13 protein-coding genes are annotated in these 17,357 nt (G+C 73.5%); 8 read left to right on the top strand and 5 right to left on the bottom strand.

Features of this window, described 5'->3' with window-relative positions; translation table 11 throughout:
* The first annotated feature begins 16 nt into the window (after positions 1-16).
* Together OG982_RS01470 and OG982_RS01465 are read left to right on the top strand one after the other, a co-directional pair.
* The gene (locus OG982_RS01470; protein WP_266790486.1) at positions 17-2,122 is read left to right on the top strand and encodes a serine/threonine-protein kinase; all 2,106 of its coding nucleotides are present in this window, start codon (positions 17-19) and stop codon (positions 2,120-2,122) included.
* Positions 2,119-3,744, top strand: coding sequence for an NAD(P)/FAD-dependent oxidoreductase (locus OG982_RS01465; protein ID WP_266790488.1), 1,626 nt, complete (start codon positions 2,119-2,121; stop codon positions 3,742-3,744). The genes OG982_RS01470 and OG982_RS01465 overlap by 4 nt, the downstream gene beginning before the upstream one ends.
* Before the next feature lie 21 nt (positions 3,745-3,765).
* Here OG982_RS01465 and OG982_RS01460 read toward each other — a convergent pair whose 3' ends face one another.
* On the bottom strand, positions 3,766-4,218 hold the full coding sequence (locus OG982_RS01460) for a nitroreductase family deazaflavin-dependent oxidoreductase (protein ID WP_266790490.1): 453 nt from the start codon (positions 4,216-4,218) through the stop codon (positions 3,766-3,768).
* A 173-nt stretch (positions 4,219-4,391) separates the two neighbouring features.
* The gene (locus tag OG982_RS01455) at positions 4,392-4,802 is read right to left on the bottom strand and encodes a DUF5997 family protein (RefSeq protein WP_266790492.1); all 411 of its coding nucleotides are present in this window, start codon (positions 4,800-4,802) and stop codon (positions 4,392-4,394) included.
* A gap of 58 nt (positions 4,803-4,860) precedes the next feature.
* Here OG982_RS01455 and OG982_RS01450 point away from each other — a divergent pair, with 58 nt between their 5' ends.
* Complete coding sequence (locus tag OG982_RS01450) at positions 4,861-5,688, top strand: LysR substrate-binding domain-containing protein (RefSeq protein ID WP_266790494.1); 828 nt, start codon at positions 4,861-4,863, stop codon at positions 5,686-5,688.
* A 32-nt stretch (positions 5,689-5,720) separates the two neighbouring features.
* Here the strand turns inward: OG982_RS01450 and OG982_RS01445 are convergent, their stop codons facing one another.
* The gene (locus tag OG982_RS01445; RefSeq protein ID WP_266790495.1) at positions 5,721-7,751 is read right to left on the bottom strand and encodes a serine hydrolase; all 2,031 of its coding nucleotides are present in this window, start codon (positions 7,749-7,751) and stop codon (positions 5,721-5,723) included.
* A gap of 145 nt (positions 7,752-7,896) precedes the next feature.
* On the opposite strand from OG982_RS01445, the gene OG982_RS01440 reads away from it, so the two are divergent.
* The 4 genes from OG982_RS01440 (at position 7,897) to OG982_RS01425 (ending at position 12,228) form a co-directional block, all read left to right on the top strand.
* A complete protein-coding gene (locus OG982_RS01440; RefSeq protein WP_266790497.1) occupies positions 7,897-9,003 on the top strand; it encodes a nitronate monooxygenase in 1,107 nt (368 codons plus the stop codon).
* A 12-nt stretch (positions 9,004-9,015) separates the two neighbouring features.
* Positions 9,016-10,584 (top strand): acyl-CoA synthetase, encoded by a 1,569-nt coding sequence (locus tag OG982_RS01435; protein WP_266790499.1) that lies wholly within the window; start codon positions 9,016-9,018, stop codon positions 10,582-10,584.
* 25 nt (positions 10,585-10,609) lie between these two features.
* A complete protein-coding gene (locus tag OG982_RS01430; RefSeq protein WP_266790500.1) occupies positions 10,610-10,960 on the top strand; it encodes a hypothetical protein in 351 nt (116 codons plus the stop codon).
* A gap of 128 nt (positions 10,961-11,088) precedes the next feature.
* The gene (locus OG982_RS01425; protein ID WP_266790502.1) at positions 11,089-12,228 is read left to right on the top strand and encodes a calcium:proton antiporter; all 1,140 of its coding nucleotides are present in this window, start codon (positions 11,089-11,091) and stop codon (positions 12,226-12,228) included.
* 78 nt (positions 12,229-12,306) lie between these two features.
* Here the strand turns inward: OG982_RS01425 and OG982_RS01420 are convergent, their stop codons facing one another.
* Positions 12,307-14,775, bottom strand: a complete 2,469-nt coding sequence (locus OG982_RS01420; RefSeq protein WP_266790504.1) for a penicillin acylase family protein — start codon at positions 14,773-14,775, stop codon at positions 12,307-12,309.
* 167 nt (positions 14,776-14,942) lie between these two features.
* Here OG982_RS01420 and OG982_RS01415 point away from each other — a divergent pair, with 167 nt between their 5' ends.
* Positions 14,943-16,457, top strand: coding sequence for a fatty acyl-CoA synthetase (locus OG982_RS01415; RefSeq protein ID WP_266790506.1), 1,515 nt, complete (start codon positions 14,943-14,945; stop codon positions 16,455-16,457).
* Between the two features lie 37 nt (positions 16,458-16,494).
* Here the strand turns inward: OG982_RS01415 and OG982_RS01410 are convergent, their stop codons facing one another.
* Positions 16,495-17,316, bottom strand: coding sequence for a YhjD/YihY/BrkB family envelope integrity protein (locus tag OG982_RS01410; protein ID WP_266790508.1), 822 nt, complete (start codon positions 17,314-17,316; stop codon positions 16,495-16,497).
* Positions 17,317-17,357 lie beyond the last annotated feature (41 nt).

The following is a 17,357-nucleotide window of genomic DNA, read 5'->3' as shown; positions in this document are numbered from 1 at the left end:
GGGGCGGCTTCAAGACATGGCGGAGTCCAGACTGATCCAGGGCCGATACCGGTCGCTCGATCTGATCGGGCGCGGCGGCATGGGCGAGGTGTGGCGGGCCCGGGACGAGTCGCTGGGCCGGCAGGTCGCCGTCAAATGCCTCAAGCCGGTCGGGGCCGAGCAGGACGCCCACTTCACCCAGGTGCTGCGCGAGCGGTTCCGCCGCGAGGCGCGGGTCGCCGCCTCGCTCCAGCACCGGGGCGTCACCGTCGTCCACGACTTCGGCGACGACAGCGCCGCCGGCGGCCCCCTCTACCTCGTCATGGAACTCCTCGAAGGCCGCAACCTCAGCCAGCTCATGGAGGACAACGAGGCACGCCCACTGCCCGTGGACGTCGTCGTCGACATCGCCGAGCAGCTGGCGGCCGCCCTCGGCTACACCCACGACCAGGGCGTCGTCCACCGCGACCTGAAGCCCGCCAACATCATGCGGCTCACCGACGGCACGGTGAAGATCTGCGACTTCGGCATCGCCCGCCTCGCCCACGACATCGGCTTCACCGCCAAGCTCACCGGCGGGTCCATGGCCATGGGCACCCCGCACTACATGTCGCCCGAGCAGATCGCGGGCGGCGAGGTCGACCACCGCAGCGACCTCTACTCCCTCGGCTGCGTGCTGTACGAGATCGCCACCGGCGCCCCGCCCTTCGACCTCGGCGACTCCTGGTCCGTCCTGGTCGGCCACCGCGACAACACCCCCGTACCGCTGCGCGAACACCGCCCCGAGCTGCCGGAGTACGTCGAGCAGGCCGTCCTGGACCTGCTGGCCAAGCACCCAGAGGACCGCCCCGGCGACGCCCGCGACCTGCACCGCAGGCTCGTCGAGGCCCGCCTCGGCCCCGGCGGCCTGCCCGGCGCCCAGGCCCCGCTGCCCGACTGGGCCCAGGGCATGACCGCCGGCCGCAAGGCGGGCATCGACGCCCGTCCCGCCAGCGGCGAATGGGCCGTCCTCACCGGCTCCTGGACCGCCGCCCGGGCCGTCGGCGCGCCCCGCGTCAGCGGCGCCCCGCGCGCTGGCGGGCCGCACCGGATCCTGCGGCCCGCCGCCGCCGAGGACCCGCGCCTGACCGCCGCCTACGGGCTGCCGCGCGCCCCGGGCCCCGACCCGGCCCACCCCGACCACCCCGACGCCCTCGCCGCCGGGCACACCCGCGCGTTCACCCTCAGCCGCGCCGGCCGCCCCGAGGAGGCCCTCGCCCTGTACGCGACCGTGGCCGCCGGGCGGGCCCGCGTGCTCGGCCCGGACCACCCCGACACCCTCGCCGCGCGCCAAGAGGAGGCGTACGAACAGGGCCGGCTCGGCCGCCACCACGAGGCGTACGAGATCTACGGCGCGGTACTCGCCGCCCGTGTCCGGACCATGGGCCCGCGCCACCCCGACACCCTGCGCTGCCGCCACAACCTGGCCTGCGCCATGGGCGCCCTCGGCCGGTACGAGCACGCCCTGCGCACCGCCGCCGACGTGGCCGCCGACCGGGCGGCCGTCCTCGGCCCCGAGCACGCGGACACACTGCTCACCCGGTACGAGGTCGCCTACGCCCTGGGCCGGCTCGGCCGCTGGGACGAGGCGCTGGGCGCGTTCCGCGAGGTGGCCGACGTACGGGAACGCGTCCTGGGCCGGGACCACCCCGACGCCCTCGCCGCCCGCTACGAGATCGGCATCGCGCTCGGCCGCACCGGCCGCGCCGCCGAGGCCCTCGACCTGTTCCGGGTCCTGGTCCGCGACCGCACCCGGGCCTACGGGGCCGGCGACCCGGAGACGCTGCGCGCCCGGCACGTCCTCGGCGTCAACCTGGGCCGGCTGGAGCGCTGGGAGGAGGCCGTGACCGAGGCCCGCGAGGTGGCCGAGGCGCGGGCGAAGGCGCTCGGCGCCGAGCACCCCGACACCCTCGTCAGCCGCCGCGAACTCGCCGTGGGGCTCGGCCGGCTCGGGCGCTGGCACGAGGCGCTGCCCGTGTACCGGGAACTCTCCGGCATTCGCGAACGGTCCCTCGGCGACGAGCATCCCGAGACGGTCGCGGCCCACGCCGACGAGGCACACTGTCTGGAGCGGCTGGGCCAGGTGTGTTACCAAGAGCCATGACGACCTCGGCATCGGCCTCGCACGGCTCCGGTTCTGGCGCATTCGGCTCCGACACGTTCGGCTCCGACGTGTACGACGCGGTGATCGTGGGGGGCGGGCACAACGGCCTGGTCGCCGCCGCGTACCTGGCCCGGGCGGGCAAGTCCGTCCTGGTCCTGGAGCGCCTCGGTCACACGGGCGGGGCCGCCATCTCCACCCGCCCCTTCGCGGGCGTGGACGCCCGGCTCTCGCGCTACTCCTACCTGGTCTCGCTGCTCCCGTCGAAGATCGTCCGCGAGCTCGGACTCCGCTTCGAGGTACGCAGGCGCACGGTCTCCTCGTACACGCCCACCGAGCGCGACGGCCGGCCCGGCGGGCTGCTCGTCGGCGCCGACGAGACGCGGACCAGGGAGTCCTTCGCGCGGCTGACCGGCTCGGAGCGGGAGTACGAGAGCTGGCGGGCCTTCTACGGGACCACCGGCCGGGTCGCCCGCAAGGTGTTCCCGACGCTGACCGAGCCGCTCCCCACGCGGGCGCAACTTCGGGCCCGGATCGACGACGAGGCGGCCTGGCGGATGCTGTTCGAGGAGCCGCTCGGGCAGGCCGTGGAGCGGAACTTCACCGACGACCTGGTACGGGGCGTGGTCCTCACGGACGGCCTGATCGGCACCTTCGCGGACGCCCACGACCCCTCGCTGGCGCAGAACCGCTGCTTCCTCTACCACGTGATCGGCGGCGGCACCGGTGACTGGGACGTCCCGGTCGGCGGGATGGGCGCGCTCACCGACGCCCTGGCCACGGCCGCGCGGGACGCCGGGGCCGAGATCGCCACCGGACACGAGGTGCTGCGGATCGACACGGACGCGGCGGCTCCGGCGGAGGTGACCTTCCGGACCGCGACCGGGGAGGGGCGGGTCGTCGCCCGGAACGTGCTGGTCAACGCCTCGCCCCAGGCACTGGCCGGGTTCCTCGGGGAGAGCGCGCCGGCCCCCGCCGAGGGCGCGCAGCTCAAGGTCAACATGCTGCTGCGGCGGCTGCCCCGGCTGCGGGACACCTCCGTCGATCCCCGCGAGGCGTTCGGCGGCACCTTCCACATCGCCGAGGGGTACGAGGAGCTCCGCCGCGCCCACGCCGAGGCGGCCTCCGGCGAACTGCCCTCCGTACCGCCCTCGGAGATCTACTGCCATTCGCTGACCGACCCGTCGATCCTGGGGCCGGAGCTGGTGGAGCAGGGCTACCAGACGCTCACGCTGTTCGGCCTGCACACCCCGGCCCGGCTGTTCGAGAAGGACGACCACGGGGTCCGCGAGGTGCTCCTGACGGCCACCCTCGCGCAGCTCGACGCGCACCTGGCCGAGCCGATCACCGAATGCCTCGCCCTCGACGCCGACGGGCGGCCCTGCATCGAGGCCAAGACCCCGCTGGACCTGGAGCGCGAACTGCGGCTGCCCGGCGGCCACATCTTCCACCGGGACCTGTCCTGGCCGTACGGGGACGGGACGGACGGATCCCGGTGGGGAGTGGAGACGCCGTACCCCAACGTGCTGCTGTGCGGGGCGGGCGCGGTCCGCGGCGGCGGGGTCAGCGGAGTGCCCGGCCACAACGCGGCGATGGCGGTCCTGGAGCGCCTGCCGCAGACGTAGGCCTCAGGGCGGACGCAGGCCTCAGGCCCGCGCCCCCGCCGGCTCGATCACCACGATCGGGATCTCCCGGTCGGTCTTGGCCTGGTACTCGTCGTACGACGGCCAGTGCTTCACCATCAGCGGCCAGTACGCGGTGCGCTCCTCGGGCGTGGCCGTACGGGCAGTGCCCTGCATGACCTTCGGGCCGACCTGGATGCGGACCTCCGGGTGCGAGGTGAGGTTCTTGTACCAGAGCGGGTGATCGGGCGCCCCGCCGTACGAGGCGACGATGAAGTAGCGCCCGTCGTCCTCACCGTAGATGAGCGGGGTCCGCACGGGGTTGCCCGAGACCCGGCCCACGGTGGTGAGCAGCAGTGTCTGGGTGCCGTTCCAGTGGTGCCCCTCGGCTCCGTCCGAGCTGACGTACTGCTTGACGTGGTCCAGCGCCCAGCCCGTCTTAGGGTCCTTCGGGTGATCCCAGTCGATGTCGGTCATGGCGTCACGCACCTGCCTTCGGCGTTGAAAGGTCAACCAACCCACCAACGAATCGCAACACGGACGGGCACGGTTCTATGCCGCCACGGCGCGGGGAGAACGCAGAGGTCCCCGGCGATCACGTCGCCGGGGACCCGCGGTGTCACGTGGTGTGACGCGTGTGCCTCTGGGGATCAGGCGTTCGGCTGCTGCTTCTGCGCGCGCTCGGCCTTCTCCGCCTGCTTCTCCTTGATGCGGACGGCCTCCTTGCGGACCTCCGCCTGCGTGGTGCGCTCCTTCTGCAGCCACTCGGGGTTCTCGGTCTTCAGGGCGTCGATCTCGGCCGTGGTCAGCGCGTCGGTGATCCCGCCGCGCGCGAGGCCGGCGATGGAGACGCCCAGCTTCGCCGCGACCACCGGCCGGGGGTGCGGGCCGTTGCGTCGCAGCTCCTGCAGCCACTGGGGCGGATCGGCCTGCAGCGCACTCAACTCGGTGCGCGAAACGACACCCTCCTGGAACTCTGCGGGTGTGGCTTCGAGGTACACACCCAGCTTCTTCGCCGCGGTCGCGGGCTTCATCGTCTGGGTGGTCTGGTGCGACGTCATGGTGTCAAGAGTAGCGAGCGTGTGCGATACCTCCGACCACGACCGGTAATCTGGGCGGGTGACAGGCTCGGAAGTACCTCCTTCGTTCCGGCTCGCCTATGTTCCGGGGGTGACGCCCAGCAAGTGGGTGCGGATCTGGAACGAGCGGCTGCCCGACGTCCCGCTGACCCTCATCACGGTGGACCCCGTCGAGGCCCCCGACGTCCTGCGGGCGCGCGGCGCCGACGCCGGGTTCGTGCGGCTTCCGATCGACCGGACGGCCCTCAGCGCGATCCCGCTCTACACCGAGGTGACGGTCGTCGTGGTCCCGAAGGACCACGTCGTGGCGGCGGTCGAGGAGATCTCCACCGAGGACCTGGCCGACGAGATCGTGCTGCACCCGATGGACGACACCCTGGACTGGGAGCGGCTGCCCGGGAAGCCCGCGATCGAGCGCCCCGCCACGACGGCGGACGCCATCGAGCTGGTGGCGGCGGGGATCGGCGTGCTCGTCGTCCCGCAGTCGCTGGCGCGCCTGCACCACCGCAAGGACCTCACCTACCGGCCCGTCTCGGACGCGCCCGAGTCGCGCGTCGCGCTGTCGTGGCTGGAGGACGAGACCACCGACCTGGTGGAGGAGTTCATCGGGATCGTCCGGGGGCGGACCGTCAACAGCTCGCGGGGGCGCGGCAAGCCGCCGGCCCCGGCCACGGAGTCGAAGGCCAAGCGGCCCGACCAGGGCGCCGGGGCGCGGCGCAAGCCCGCGGGCGGCAAGGCGACGGGCAAGTCCACCGGCAAGAACCCCCGGGGCGGTTCCGGCGGTTCCGGTGGTTCCGGTGGCGCCAAGGGTGCCAAGGGCGTCAAGGGCGGCGGCGCCCGCCGCGGCAAGCCGCGCGGACGCGGCTAGCGTCCTCACGCGCCGTACCGCGTCATCCCCGGCTAGTCGGCCGACTTGGTCCAGCCGGTGGCCTCGACGCGGGCCGCGTCGCGGGGGCGGTCCTCGGCGAAGAGGAGCCGTGCCGGTTCCGCCACCCGTACGACGTCCACGTAGATCCCCCGACCGACGTAGCGGCCGGTCGCGGTGTGCCGGAAGCGCAGTCGCACCTCGCGGCCCGCCCAGGACGGGAGCGGGGCTTCGAGGCGGTGCCACATGCGGCCCGACCAGCCGCCCGCGGAGCCGGACGGCCACTGCTCCGGGGTTCCGCCGGTGGTCCGCACCGTGCTGAAGGGCAGCGGCTCCCAGGTCGCGCCGTCGGCCGAGGCCTCCAGGTGGAAGGAGCCCTCGCCGGGGACGGTGTCCCACCACACGGCGCAGCGCAGCCGGGCCGCGCCCGTGGCCGGGGCGACCGGCGGCAGGGTGAGGGTCCCCGAGCCGCCCGGGGTGATCCCGGAGAACCAGGCCGGGCCGCCGTGCCGGGTACGGACCGGGACGGCGCGGGCGAACCGGTTGCCGACCGCCACCCGGGGGGCGCTGCCGGCGCGCCAGGTGCGTACGGGGTGGACGGAGTTGCCGAGCAGGACCAGGAACGAGTCGGTCGAGGGGTCCAGGACGATCGAGGTGCCGGTGAAACCGGTGTGGCCGGCGGAGTGCGGGGTGGCCATCGCGCCCATGTACCAGTGCTGGTAGAGCTCGAAGCCGAGGCCGTGGTCGTCGCCTGGGAACGCGGTGTTGTAGTCCGTGAAGAGCAGCTCCACGGAGGCGGGGCGCAGGATGCGCTTGCCCGCGTAGACGCCGCCGTCGAGCAGGGCGCGGGCCAGGACGGCCAGGTCCCAGGCGGTGCCGAAGACGCCCGCGTGGCCGGCGACGCCGCCGAGGGCGTACGCGTTCTCGTCGTGGACCTCGCCCCACACCAGCCCGCGGTCCAGGCCGGACCAGGGCGGCCGCTGCACCTCGGTGGCGGCGGTGACCCGGCGCCAGGAGAGCGGCGGGTTGTACCGAGTGCGGTGCATCCCGAGCGGAGCGGTGATCTCGTCGTGGAGCAGGGCGTCCAAAGTGCGACCGGTGATCCGTTCCAGGAGCAGCTGGAGCGAGATCAGGTTGAGGTCGGAGTACCTGTACACCGTCCCCGGAGTGTCCTGCGGTCGCACCGACCACAGCAGCCTCAGCTGCGCCTCCCGGGTGGGCTGCTGGTAGAAGGGCGCCCACGAGCGCAGCCCCGAGGTGTGCGTCAGCAGCTGGCGGACCGTGACGGCTTCCTTGCCGCCCCCGGTGAACTCCGGCAGGTACCGGACCACCGGGGCCTCCAGCTCCAGCCGGCCCCGCTCCATCTGCTGCACGGCCAGGATCGAGGTGAACAGCTTGGTCAGCGAGGCCAGGTCGAACACCGTGTCCTCGGCCATCGGGATGCGCTCGGCCTCCGGGAACTCCCGGACCCGGTCGGTCCGTCCGTCGTACTCCGCGTACCGGACGGCGTGGCCCATCGCCCGGTGCAGCGCGACCGTGCGGCCCCGCCCGGCGAGGACCACCGCACCGGCGTAGTAAGGGTGTTCGGGGGATGGACCCAGGAACCGCCTCGCCTCGTCCGCCACCCCTTCCAGGTGGGCGTCCAGCAACCCGGCCTGGCGGGCGGACCCGTACCGCAGCCGCAGGCCCTGAAGGGCCCGCCGCTCGGCGGGGCTTCCCGCGGCCCCGGCCGACCCGGGCAGCGCGGCGTGCAGGACGAGCACCCCGCCGAGCGCGAGCAACCGCGCGCCGAGTCGGCGCCGGCTCAGTCCGGGCGCCCGGACTCCGGCAGCCCCCGCACCGGCCCCTGTACCGGCGGGCGTGCCCGTGCCGACGGGTGTGCTGGTGCCTGTGCCGGCGGTCAGGCTGGTCCCCGTACCGGTCGGCGTGCTCGTACTCCTGCCGGCGTCCGCGCTGGTCCATGTGCCGGCGGGTGGGTCGGCGGGTGCCGGTGTGGCTGCTTTCCCGCGACCGCTGCCGTTGCCGCCTTCGCCGCCGTTCCCGACCGCCCCCGTGACCCCGTCCATGCCGGCCCTCCTGTCCGCTGTCGCACCCTCCCGAAGTATCTGCCCGCCCGCCGCGCACCCCCCGCACCGACCGGCCGTCAAAGAATCTGACACAGCATCAGAAAATCTCTTCCCTCGGCCGCCGCCCTGCGGCATCCTGCGCCCCATGGAGACGGAGCTGAGCAAGAAACTGGGAGTCGAGCACGCCATCTTCGGCTTCACGCCCTTCCCGGCGGTCGCCGCTGCCATCACCCGCGCCGGCGGCCTCGGCGTCCTCGGCGCGGTCCGCTACACCGCCCCCGACGACCTCAAGCGCGACCTCGACTGGATGCAGGAGCACACCGACGGCAAGCCGTACGGCCTCGACGTCGTGATGCCCGCCAAGAAGGCCGTCGACGGCATCAGCGAAGCCGACATCGAGGCGATGATCCCGGCCGGGCACCGCGAGTTCGTCCGCGACATCCTCGCCAAGCACCACGTACCCGAACTGGCCGAGGGCGAGGCCTCCGGCTGGCGGATCACCGGCTGGATGGAGCAGGTCGCCCGCAACCAGCTCGACGTCGCCTTCGACTACCCCATCAAACTCCTGGCGAACGCCCTCGGTTCCCCGCCCGCCGACGTCATCGCGCGCGCCCACGACCACGGCGTCCTCGTCGCCGCCCTCGCCGGCAGCGCCAAGCACGCCCGCCGCCACGCCGAGGCCGGCATCGACATCGTCGTCGCCCAGGGCTACGAGGCCGGCGGCCACACCGGTGACATCGCCACCATGGTCCTGGTCCCCGAGATCGCCGAGGCCGTCGCCCCGCTCCCCGTCCTCGCCGCCGGCGGCATCGGCAGCGGCGAGCAGATCGCCGCCGGACTCGCCCTAGGCGCCCAGGGCGCCTGGCTCGGCTCCCTCTGGCTCACCACCACCGAGGCCGACCTGCACTCCCGCGCCCTCACCGAGAAGCTGCTCGCCGCCGGATCCGGCGACACCGTCCGCTCCCGCGCCCTCACCGGCAAGCCCGCCCGCCAGCTGCGCACCGAGTGGACCGACGCCTGGGACGACCCGGACGGCCCCGGCGCGCTGCCCATGCCGCTCCAGGGGCTGCTCGTCGCCGAGGCCGTCTCGCGGATCCAGAAGTACGAGGTCCAGCCGCTGCTCGGCACCCCCGTCGGGCAGATCGTCGGCCGGATGAACTCCGAACGCGACGTCCAGGCCGTCTTCGACGACCTCACCAGCGGGTTCGAACGCGCCATCGACCGCATCAACCGCATCGCCGGCCGGGCCTGAGGAGTGAGCCGCATGAGCGTGACGTCAGCCGAAGAGCAGGCCCCCAACGGCTTCTGGGCCCAGGCCGCCGCCGACCCCGGCCGCACCGTACTGATCGCCCCCGACGGCGAGGAGTGGAGCGCCGGCCGCCTGCACGCCGACGTCAACCGCCTCGTCCACGGCCTGCGCGCCGCCGGGATGGAGCCGGGCGACGTCTTCGCCGTCGTCCTGCCCAACGGCGTCGAGTTCTTCACCGCCTACCTCGCCGCCTCCCAGGCCGGCTTCTACCTGGTGCCGGTCAACCACCACCTCGTCGGCCCCGAGATCGCCTGGATCGTCTCCGACTCCGGCGCCAAGGTCCTCATCGCCCACGAGCGCTTCGCCGACGCCGCCACCGACGCCGCCGACGAGGCCGGGCTCCCCGCGAGCCACCGCTACGCCGTCGGACAGGTCGCGGGTTTCCGGCCGTACGGCGAACTCCTCGACGGACAGCCCGCCACGGCTCCCGAGGACCGCACCCTCGGCTGGGTCATGAACTACACCTCCGGCACCACCGGCCGCCCGCGCGGCATCCGCCGCCCGCTGCCCGGCAAGCTCCCGGAGGAGACCTACCTCGGCGGATTCCTCGGCATCTTCGGCATCCGCCCCTTCGACGGCAACGTCCACCTGGTCTGCTCGCCGCTCTACCACACCGCCGTACTCCAGTTCGCGGGCGCCTCCCTGCACATCGGGCACCCGCTGGTCCTGATGGACAAGTGGACCCCGGCCCAGATGCTGCGCCTGATCGACACTCACGCGTGCACGCACACCCACATGGTCCCCACCCAGTTCCACCGCCTCCTCGCGCTCCCGCAGGAGACGAAGGACGCCCACGACGTCTCCTCGATGCGGCACGCCATCCACGGCGCCGCGCCCTGTCCCGACCACGTCAAGCGGGCGATGATCGACTGGTGGGGCAGCTGCGTGGAGGAGTACTACGCGGCCAGCGAGGGCGGCGGCGCCTTCGCCACCGCCGAGGACTGGCTGAAGAAGCCGGGAACCGTCGGCAAGGCCTGGCCGATCAGCGAACTCGCCATCTTCGACGACGACGGCAACCGGCTGCCGCCCGGCGAACTCGGCACCGTCTACATCAAGATGCGGACCGGAGGCTTCAGCTACCACAAGGACGAGGTCAAGACGCGGGGGAACCGCATCGGCGACTTCTTCACGGTCGGGGACCTCGGCCTGATGGACGAGGAGGGCTACCTCTTCCTCCGGGACCGCAAGATCGACATGATCATCTCGGGCGGGGTCAACATCTACCCCGCCGAGATCGAGTCCGCCCTGCTCACCCACCCGGCGGTCGCCGACGCCGCCGCCTTCGGCATCCCGCACGCCGACTGGGGCGAGGAGGTCAAGGCGGTCATCGAGCCGGCGGAGGGCTTCGCCGCGAGTGCCGCGCTGGCCGCCGAGATCCTGCACCACTGCGAGCGGCAGCTGGCCGGCTACAAGCGGCCCCGGACGGTCGACTTCATCGAGACGATGCCGCGTGACCCGAACGGCAAGCTGTACAAGCGGCGGCTGCGCGACCCGTACTGGGAGGGACGCGAGCGCGCGATGTGACGTACCGCTTGGGTAATCTGACGGTATGTCTACTGCACTCGTCCTCGGTATAGACCCGGTCGCGGTCCCCGGCATCGACGTGGAGCCCTTCCGCGCCTCCCTCGACAAGGAGCTCGCCCGTTTCGGCGAGCACGGCATCGACGCGGCCATGACGCTGCTCGTCTTCGACGGGTCGGCCGAGTCCGTGATCGTCGCCGCGCTCGCCGAGCGCCCCTGGGACGTCGTCGTGGTCGGCGGCGGTCTGCGCAAGACGCCGGAACTGCTCCCGCTCTTCGAGTCCATCGTGAACCTGGTGCGACGCCACGCGCCCGACGCCGCGATCGCCTTCAACGTGGGCCTCGACGACATGGTCGAGTCGGCCCAGCGCCGGCTCTGACGGCGGCCACCGCCGGGCCCTCGTCACCGTACTCGCCACGCCCGGCACGGCGTGAGAAGTGCCACGTCAACGCCCCGGGAGCGCGCGATGCGCCGCACCTGGAGGACACTTCTGGCAACTTGGGCGATATGAGTACGGCAACGAGCAAATCCCCCCTGACCGACTGGACCCTCGTGGTCCCCGTGGTGGCGCTCGTGGCGCTGATCTTCAGCTGGGGACGCGACCTGCCCTCAGGCGTGGTGGCGCTGGTCGCCGTCTGCCTCGGTGGCGCGGTGCTGGCGGCCGTCCACCACGCCGAGGTCGTCGCACTCCGCGTCGGCGAACCCTTCGGCTCGCTCGTCCTCGCGGTCGCCGTCACTGTCATCGAAGTGGCGCTCATCGTCACCCTGATGGCGGACGGCGGCCCGAAGACCTCCTCGCTCGCCCGCGACACCGTCTTCGCCGCCGTCATGATCACCTGCAACGGCATCGTCGGCCTGTCCCTGCTCGTCGGCGCCCTGCGCAACCGGGTGGCCGTCTTCAACGCCGAGGGCTCCGGCGCGGCCCTGGCCACCGTCGCCACCCTGGCCGTACTCAGCCTCGTGCTGCCCACCTTCACCACCAGCAAGCCCGGACCCGAGTTCTCCACCGCCCAGCTCGCCTTCGCCGCGGTCGCCTCGCTCTGCCTGTACGGGGTGTTCATCGCGGTGCAGACCGTCCGCCACCGGGACTACTTCCTGCCCGTCGACACCGGCGCCGCCCAGAGCCGTCCGGCCGGGGCGGGCGCGGCCTCCCCCGGTCCCGAGGACGAGGGCCACGCCGATCCGCCCTCCGCCCGGGACGCCCTGATCAGCCTCGGGCTGCTGCTCGTCGCGCTCGTCGCCGTCGTCGGCGACGCCAAGGCCGTCTCACCCACCATCGAGGCGGGCGTCGCCAGCGCGGGCCTGCCGGGCGCGGTCGTCGGTGTGATCATCGCCCTGCTGGTGCTGGCCCCCGAGACCCTGGCCGCCGTCCGCGCCGCCCGCCGCGACCGCGTCCAGACCAGCCTCAACCTGGCCTACGGATCCGCCATCGCCAGCATCGGCCTGACCATCCCGGCGATCGCGCTGGCGTCGATCTGGCTCTCCGGGCCGCTGCTGCTCGGCCTCGGCCCGATCCACATGGTGCTGCTGGCCCTCACCGTCGTGGTCAGCGCCCTCACCATCGTCCCGGGCCGCGCCACCCTGCTCCAGGCCGGAGTCCACATCGTCCTGCTGGCCGCGTACCTCTTCCTCGCCGTCAGCCCGTGAGCGCCCGGCGGGGGCGGCGGCGTCCGGCGGGGGCCCGCCGCGGCAGGCCCCCGCCGCGGCCGGCCCCGCCGGTCCCGGTCAGCGCCGCTCGCGCGGCCAGAGAACCCTCAGCTTCGGCGAGGTGAGGATGTCCCACTCGCAAAACCGCGCCTTCACCCAGCGCTCCTCGGAGAACAGCCGCGTCTGGTCGGCGTAGTACGGCGAGTTCGGATTCGCCGACTGGCCGTAGGTCAGCAGCGTGCGCGCCACCGGGCAGCGCCCGCCGTCCCAGCCGACCGCCTGCATGTGGCTGGAGCCGTGCACGACCTCCGCGTAGCCGCCCGCCGCCGCGTCCCACGGCGCCTCGATCTTGTTCCAGACGCCGAGCGCCTCCGTGCCGCCGCCCACCGGCAGCCTGACGCCGCCGCGCACCACGAACTGGTGCTCGCCCAGCGGGGCGTCCAGCGCGATCCCGGCCGCCTTCAGCTCGGTGACCGTGTCCGCCAGGGCCCGCCCGACGCCGGGCGCCGCCTGGTTGAGCGTACGGGGCGTGCGTACCGGATCGGCCGGCGAGAACGGCACCAGCCACAGGTCCTTGGCCGGCGTGCCCGCCGTCACCTTGCGCCAGAACCGGTCGAAGAGCAGCGCGCCCCGGCTGGAGCCGTCCGCCGTACGGTCCCAGGCGGCCAGCACCCCGCAGGCCGCCGACACGTCCACCGCGGCTCCGTCGCTCCCGGTCGCCCTGCCGCCGGGCAGGGCCGCGCAGGCCTTCGCCGCGTCGGCGGCCGCCAGGTCACCGGCCGGGACCCGGTTGGCGTACTGCTGCTTCTGCAAGTCGGCCACCGTCAGCCGGCCCTTCGCGGCCATCGCCGCCACGTCCTCGATCGCCCCGCGGGTGCGCAGCGACCGCGGGCTGTCGACATTGCCCCAGATCCGCTCGTACCCCGTCAGCGGCCGGTCGGCGTTGGCCAGCCAGGCGCTGTCGTTGGAGTTCTCGGCGTACGGGGCGTCGCGCAGCGTCGGCGCCTTGCCGGGGCCGAACACGCCCGGCTGCACCGCGTCGGGGTCCGAGCCGAGCGCGCAGTCACCGCGCGACCCGTCGAGCACCGCGAGCCCCGAGGAGGGGTACGTGGCCCTGCCGAGCGGGGTGGAACAGCGCGCGGCGAGCTCGTCGGTGATCCGGGGGAGCACCTGGGACTGGGTGAACAGCGTGCCGCCCGCCGCGTCGGCCGCGACGGTGTTGACCCACGGCAGGCCCTGGGTGCGCCGCAGGGCGTCCTGGATGCCGGCGACCGAGCGGGCCTTGCCCATCGCCAGGGCGGAGTCGGAGCCGCGCAGGTTCGAGGCGTTCGGATCGCTCAGCGCGTATGCCGTGCCCGCCGTCCAGGGCAGCGGCAGGCCCGTGCCGAGGCTCGTGATGACGGGCCCGTAGCGGGTCCACCACTGGGTGCGGGCGACCGGAGCCGCGCCCGCCACCTGGACGGTGACCTTCCGCTCGGTCATCTTCTCGGACTTCCCGTCGATCAGGTACGCCGTCGGGTCGGCCGGGTCCAGGGTGAGCTGGTGCAGGTTGACGGGGGTGCCGGTGGCGACCGTGTGGCTCCAGGCGGCCTTCTCGTTGAAGCCGATGTTCACCGCCACCGTGCCGAGCAGTGAACCGCCCGAGACGTTCAGCTCGCCGGGTATGGTCTGCTGCGACTGCCAGAACCGGCGTCCGCCCTGCCAGGGGTAGTGCGGGTTGCCGAGGAGCAGACCGCCGCCGGAGGCCGTGGTGGAGCCGGCGAAGGCGACCGCGTTCGAGCCCATGTCGTAGCGGGTGGTGTCGAAGAAGGCCCGGGCGGCCTCGGCGGCGGCCTCGGGGTCGAGCGCGGCTTCGGGGTCGAGCGCGGGCTGTGCCCCCTGCGGGCGGGCGCCGGCGCCGGTCCGGGCCGGCGGCCGCGCCGCGGTGATCCCGTCGACGCCGCGTCCCTGGCCGCCGAGCACGGACACCGCGAAGCCGCGCGCGGCCACGTCGGTGGCGGTGACCGGGCGGACCCAGTCGGCGCCCTTGCAGGCCGGATCGGTGATCTCGTTCTGGGCCAGCCAGGCGTTGTACCCGGCGGCCCAGCCGCGCATCAGTTCCCTGACGTCCTTGCTGGGCCCGGCCGGGGCGGGGGTGGCCAGCAGTTTCTCGACCGTGCCGGACTCCCGCACGCCCTTGAAGTACAGGTCGCTGGAGAGGTTCTTCGTGGCCGAGGAGAGCGAGAAGTCGGGCGCCGCGTCCGCGCCGAACCAGCGCGAGCGCTCACCGGCGACGGTCACGAACCCGTCGGCGAGCACGCACACCTGGTCGGCCGCCTGGGCCCAGCCGGTGCCGAACCCGAGGTGCGCGTAGTCCTGCGCCAGGATGTGCGGAACGCCGTTCTCGGTGTACCGGATGACGGCGGAGAGCCCGCCTGCGGAGGGGCCGCGGTCCGTCGCGTGCGGCGCCGGAGCGGCCGCTGCCGACTGCGGCAGCGCGGCGGCGGCCAGCAGTGCGGCGCCGGTGAGGGCGACACGACGGAGGAGCGGACGGGTGCGGAATTGCAACGTACCTCCCAAGTAGCCTGCGGTTGGGCGAGGTTGTCCGTGAAACGGGCAGTGCTTCCGTGCCCCCACACTCATGCAGGCGACCTGATGATCTGTCAACATCCCGTTTGGTATCCCGGGTGCCCCGGTCATTGACCCCGGCCGCCGAAGAAGACGAGGATCACTCCATGACGGCAGCTCGGGCGGTGCGGCAGAACACGGTCGACGGACTGGTACGGGACACCGCGCGGCGGGTCCCCGACCGCACGGCCCTGCGCTACCGCGACCGGACCTGGACGTACGCGGAACTCGACGCGGCGATCACCACCGGCGCCGCCGTCCTGCGCGAGCGGTACGGGCTGGCGGAGGGGGACCGGGTCGCCACCTTCGCCCACAACTGCGACGCCTACCTGTTGGCGTTCCTCGCCTGCGCCCGGGCCGGGCTCACGCACGTCCCGGTCAACCAGAACCTCACCGGCGAGGACCTCGCGTACATCCTGGACGACTGCGCGGCCGCGCTGGTCCTCGCGGACCCGGACCTGGCACCGCGGATCCCCGACGGATGCCCGGTACGGCCGCTGCGCGACGCGCCCGGCTCCTTCCTCGCGGAGCTCGCCGAACCGCTGGACTTCGAGCCCGACCGGGACGCGTACGGGGTGGCGCAGCTGCTCTACACCTCCGGCACCACGGCCGCGCCGAAGGGCGCGGTGATGACCCACAAGGCGCTGGCGCACGAGTACGAGAGCGCGATCGAGGCGCTGGACCTGGCCGAGGGGGACCGGCCGGTGCACTCGCTGCCGCTCTACCACTCGGCGCAGATGCACGTGTTCCTGCTGCCGTATCTGGCGGTGGGGGCCGAGAACACCGTCCTGGACGCGCCGGTCGCGGAGGAGATCTTCGACCTGGTGGAGGCGGGGCGGGCCGACAGCCTGTTCGCGCCGCCCACGGTGTGGATCGGGCTCGCGGGCCACCCCGACTTCGGGCGGCGGGAGCTGGGCGCGCTGCGCAAGGCGTACTACGGGGCCTCGATCATGCCGGTGCCGGTCCTGGAGCGGCTGCGGGCCCGGCTGCCCGGGCTGGGGTTCTACAACTGCTTCGGGCAGAGTGAGATCGGGCCGCTGGCGACGGTGCTGGGGCCGGACGAGCACGAGGGGCGGATGGAGTCCTGCGGGCGGCCGGTACGCCACGTCGAGGCGAGGGTCGTCGACGAGGACGGGGCCGACGTCCCGGACGGCACGGCGGGAGAGGTGGTCTACCGCTCGCCGCAGCTGTGCCTGGGCTACTGGAACGACCCCCAGGCGACGAAGAAGGCCTTCCGGGACGGCTGGTTCCGTTCCGGGGACCTCGCGGTACGGGACGCGCAGGGGTACTTCACGGTCGTCGACCGGGTGAAGGACGTCATCAACTCGGGCGGCGTACTGGTCGCCTCCCGGCAGGTCGAGGACGCGCTGTACACCCATCCGGGGGTGGCCGAGGCGGCGGTGGTGGGCCTGCCCGACGAGCGGTGGATCGAGGCCGTCACGGCGGTGGTGGTGCCGCGCGGCGAGGTGACGGAGGCTGAGCTGCTGGCGTACGCGCGGGAGAGGCTGGCGCACTTCAAGGCCCCGAAGCGGGTGTTGTTCGTGGACGCCCTGCCGCGCAACGCCAGCGGCAAGATCCTCAAGCGCGAACTGCGGGACCGCTTCGGGCAGCCGGGCCACTGAGCCCGGCTCCGGGGCCCGCCGCCGGCCGCGGGGACGTCTAGTCCGGCAGCAGGCCGTCCCGTTTGAGGCGGCGCAGGGTCAGGTGCTCGTGGACCAGGCGGCCGACGAGCGCGCCGCCGTACGTCACGAACCCGACGCCGACCAGCCAGGACTGGACGACCAGCAGCGTGCCGAACGGGCCGTACGTCACGGCGTTCGAGGCGATCAGCGGGGAGAACACCAGCTGGGAGAAGACCCGCAGGCCGAGCAGGCCGAGGCTGGTGGCGACCGCCCCCGGGAGCAGGGCGCGCCAGCGGACCCGGCCGCCGAGCAGCAGCCGCTGGGACCCCCAGAAGAACAGGCAGGTTCCCAGGAGGTCGCCGGTGGTGCCCAGGAGGGTGCCCGGCGCGTTGTCCGACGGCGACGGGATCCCCACCAGCACCGCCAGGTAGCAGACCAGCAGCGCGAGCCAGACGACGTGCCGCCACATGGTGTGCCAGCGGGCCGTCGGCAGGTCCCAGACCTTCTCGTAGCCCGTCTGCACCGCCGAGCCGAAGGTCAGGCCGAAGACGGCCAAGGCGGCGAGGCCGAAGGCGGTGGTGCGCTCCAGCGCCTGGTCCGCCTCGCCGAACAGCATCTCGACGCGCGCCCGCGAGGCCTGCGTGACCCCGAGGGCCTGGCCGAGCCAGCGGCCGAACCCGGAGCCGCTGCCGGGGGCGGCGGCCGCGACGACCACCAGCAGCGGGACGAGGGTGAGGAACCCGAGGGCGGCGAAGCCCATGGCCCGGTGCATCAGCTCCATCTCACGCCCCCGGCTCCAGGCCAGCCCGGCGGGCGAGGCCTGGAGCCGGTCGTACAGCGTCCGGGGCTTCGGGGTCACGCGCACTGACCTACCCGGGAGCGTCCGGCGCGCCCCGGTGG

The organism is Streptomyces sp. NBC_01551 (genome assembly GCF_026339935.1).
Taxonomy (GTDB): Bacteria; Actinomycetota; Actinomycetes; order Streptomycetales; family Streptomycetaceae; genus Streptomyces.
This window is presented reverse-complemented; position numbering and strand designations above follow the sequence as displayed.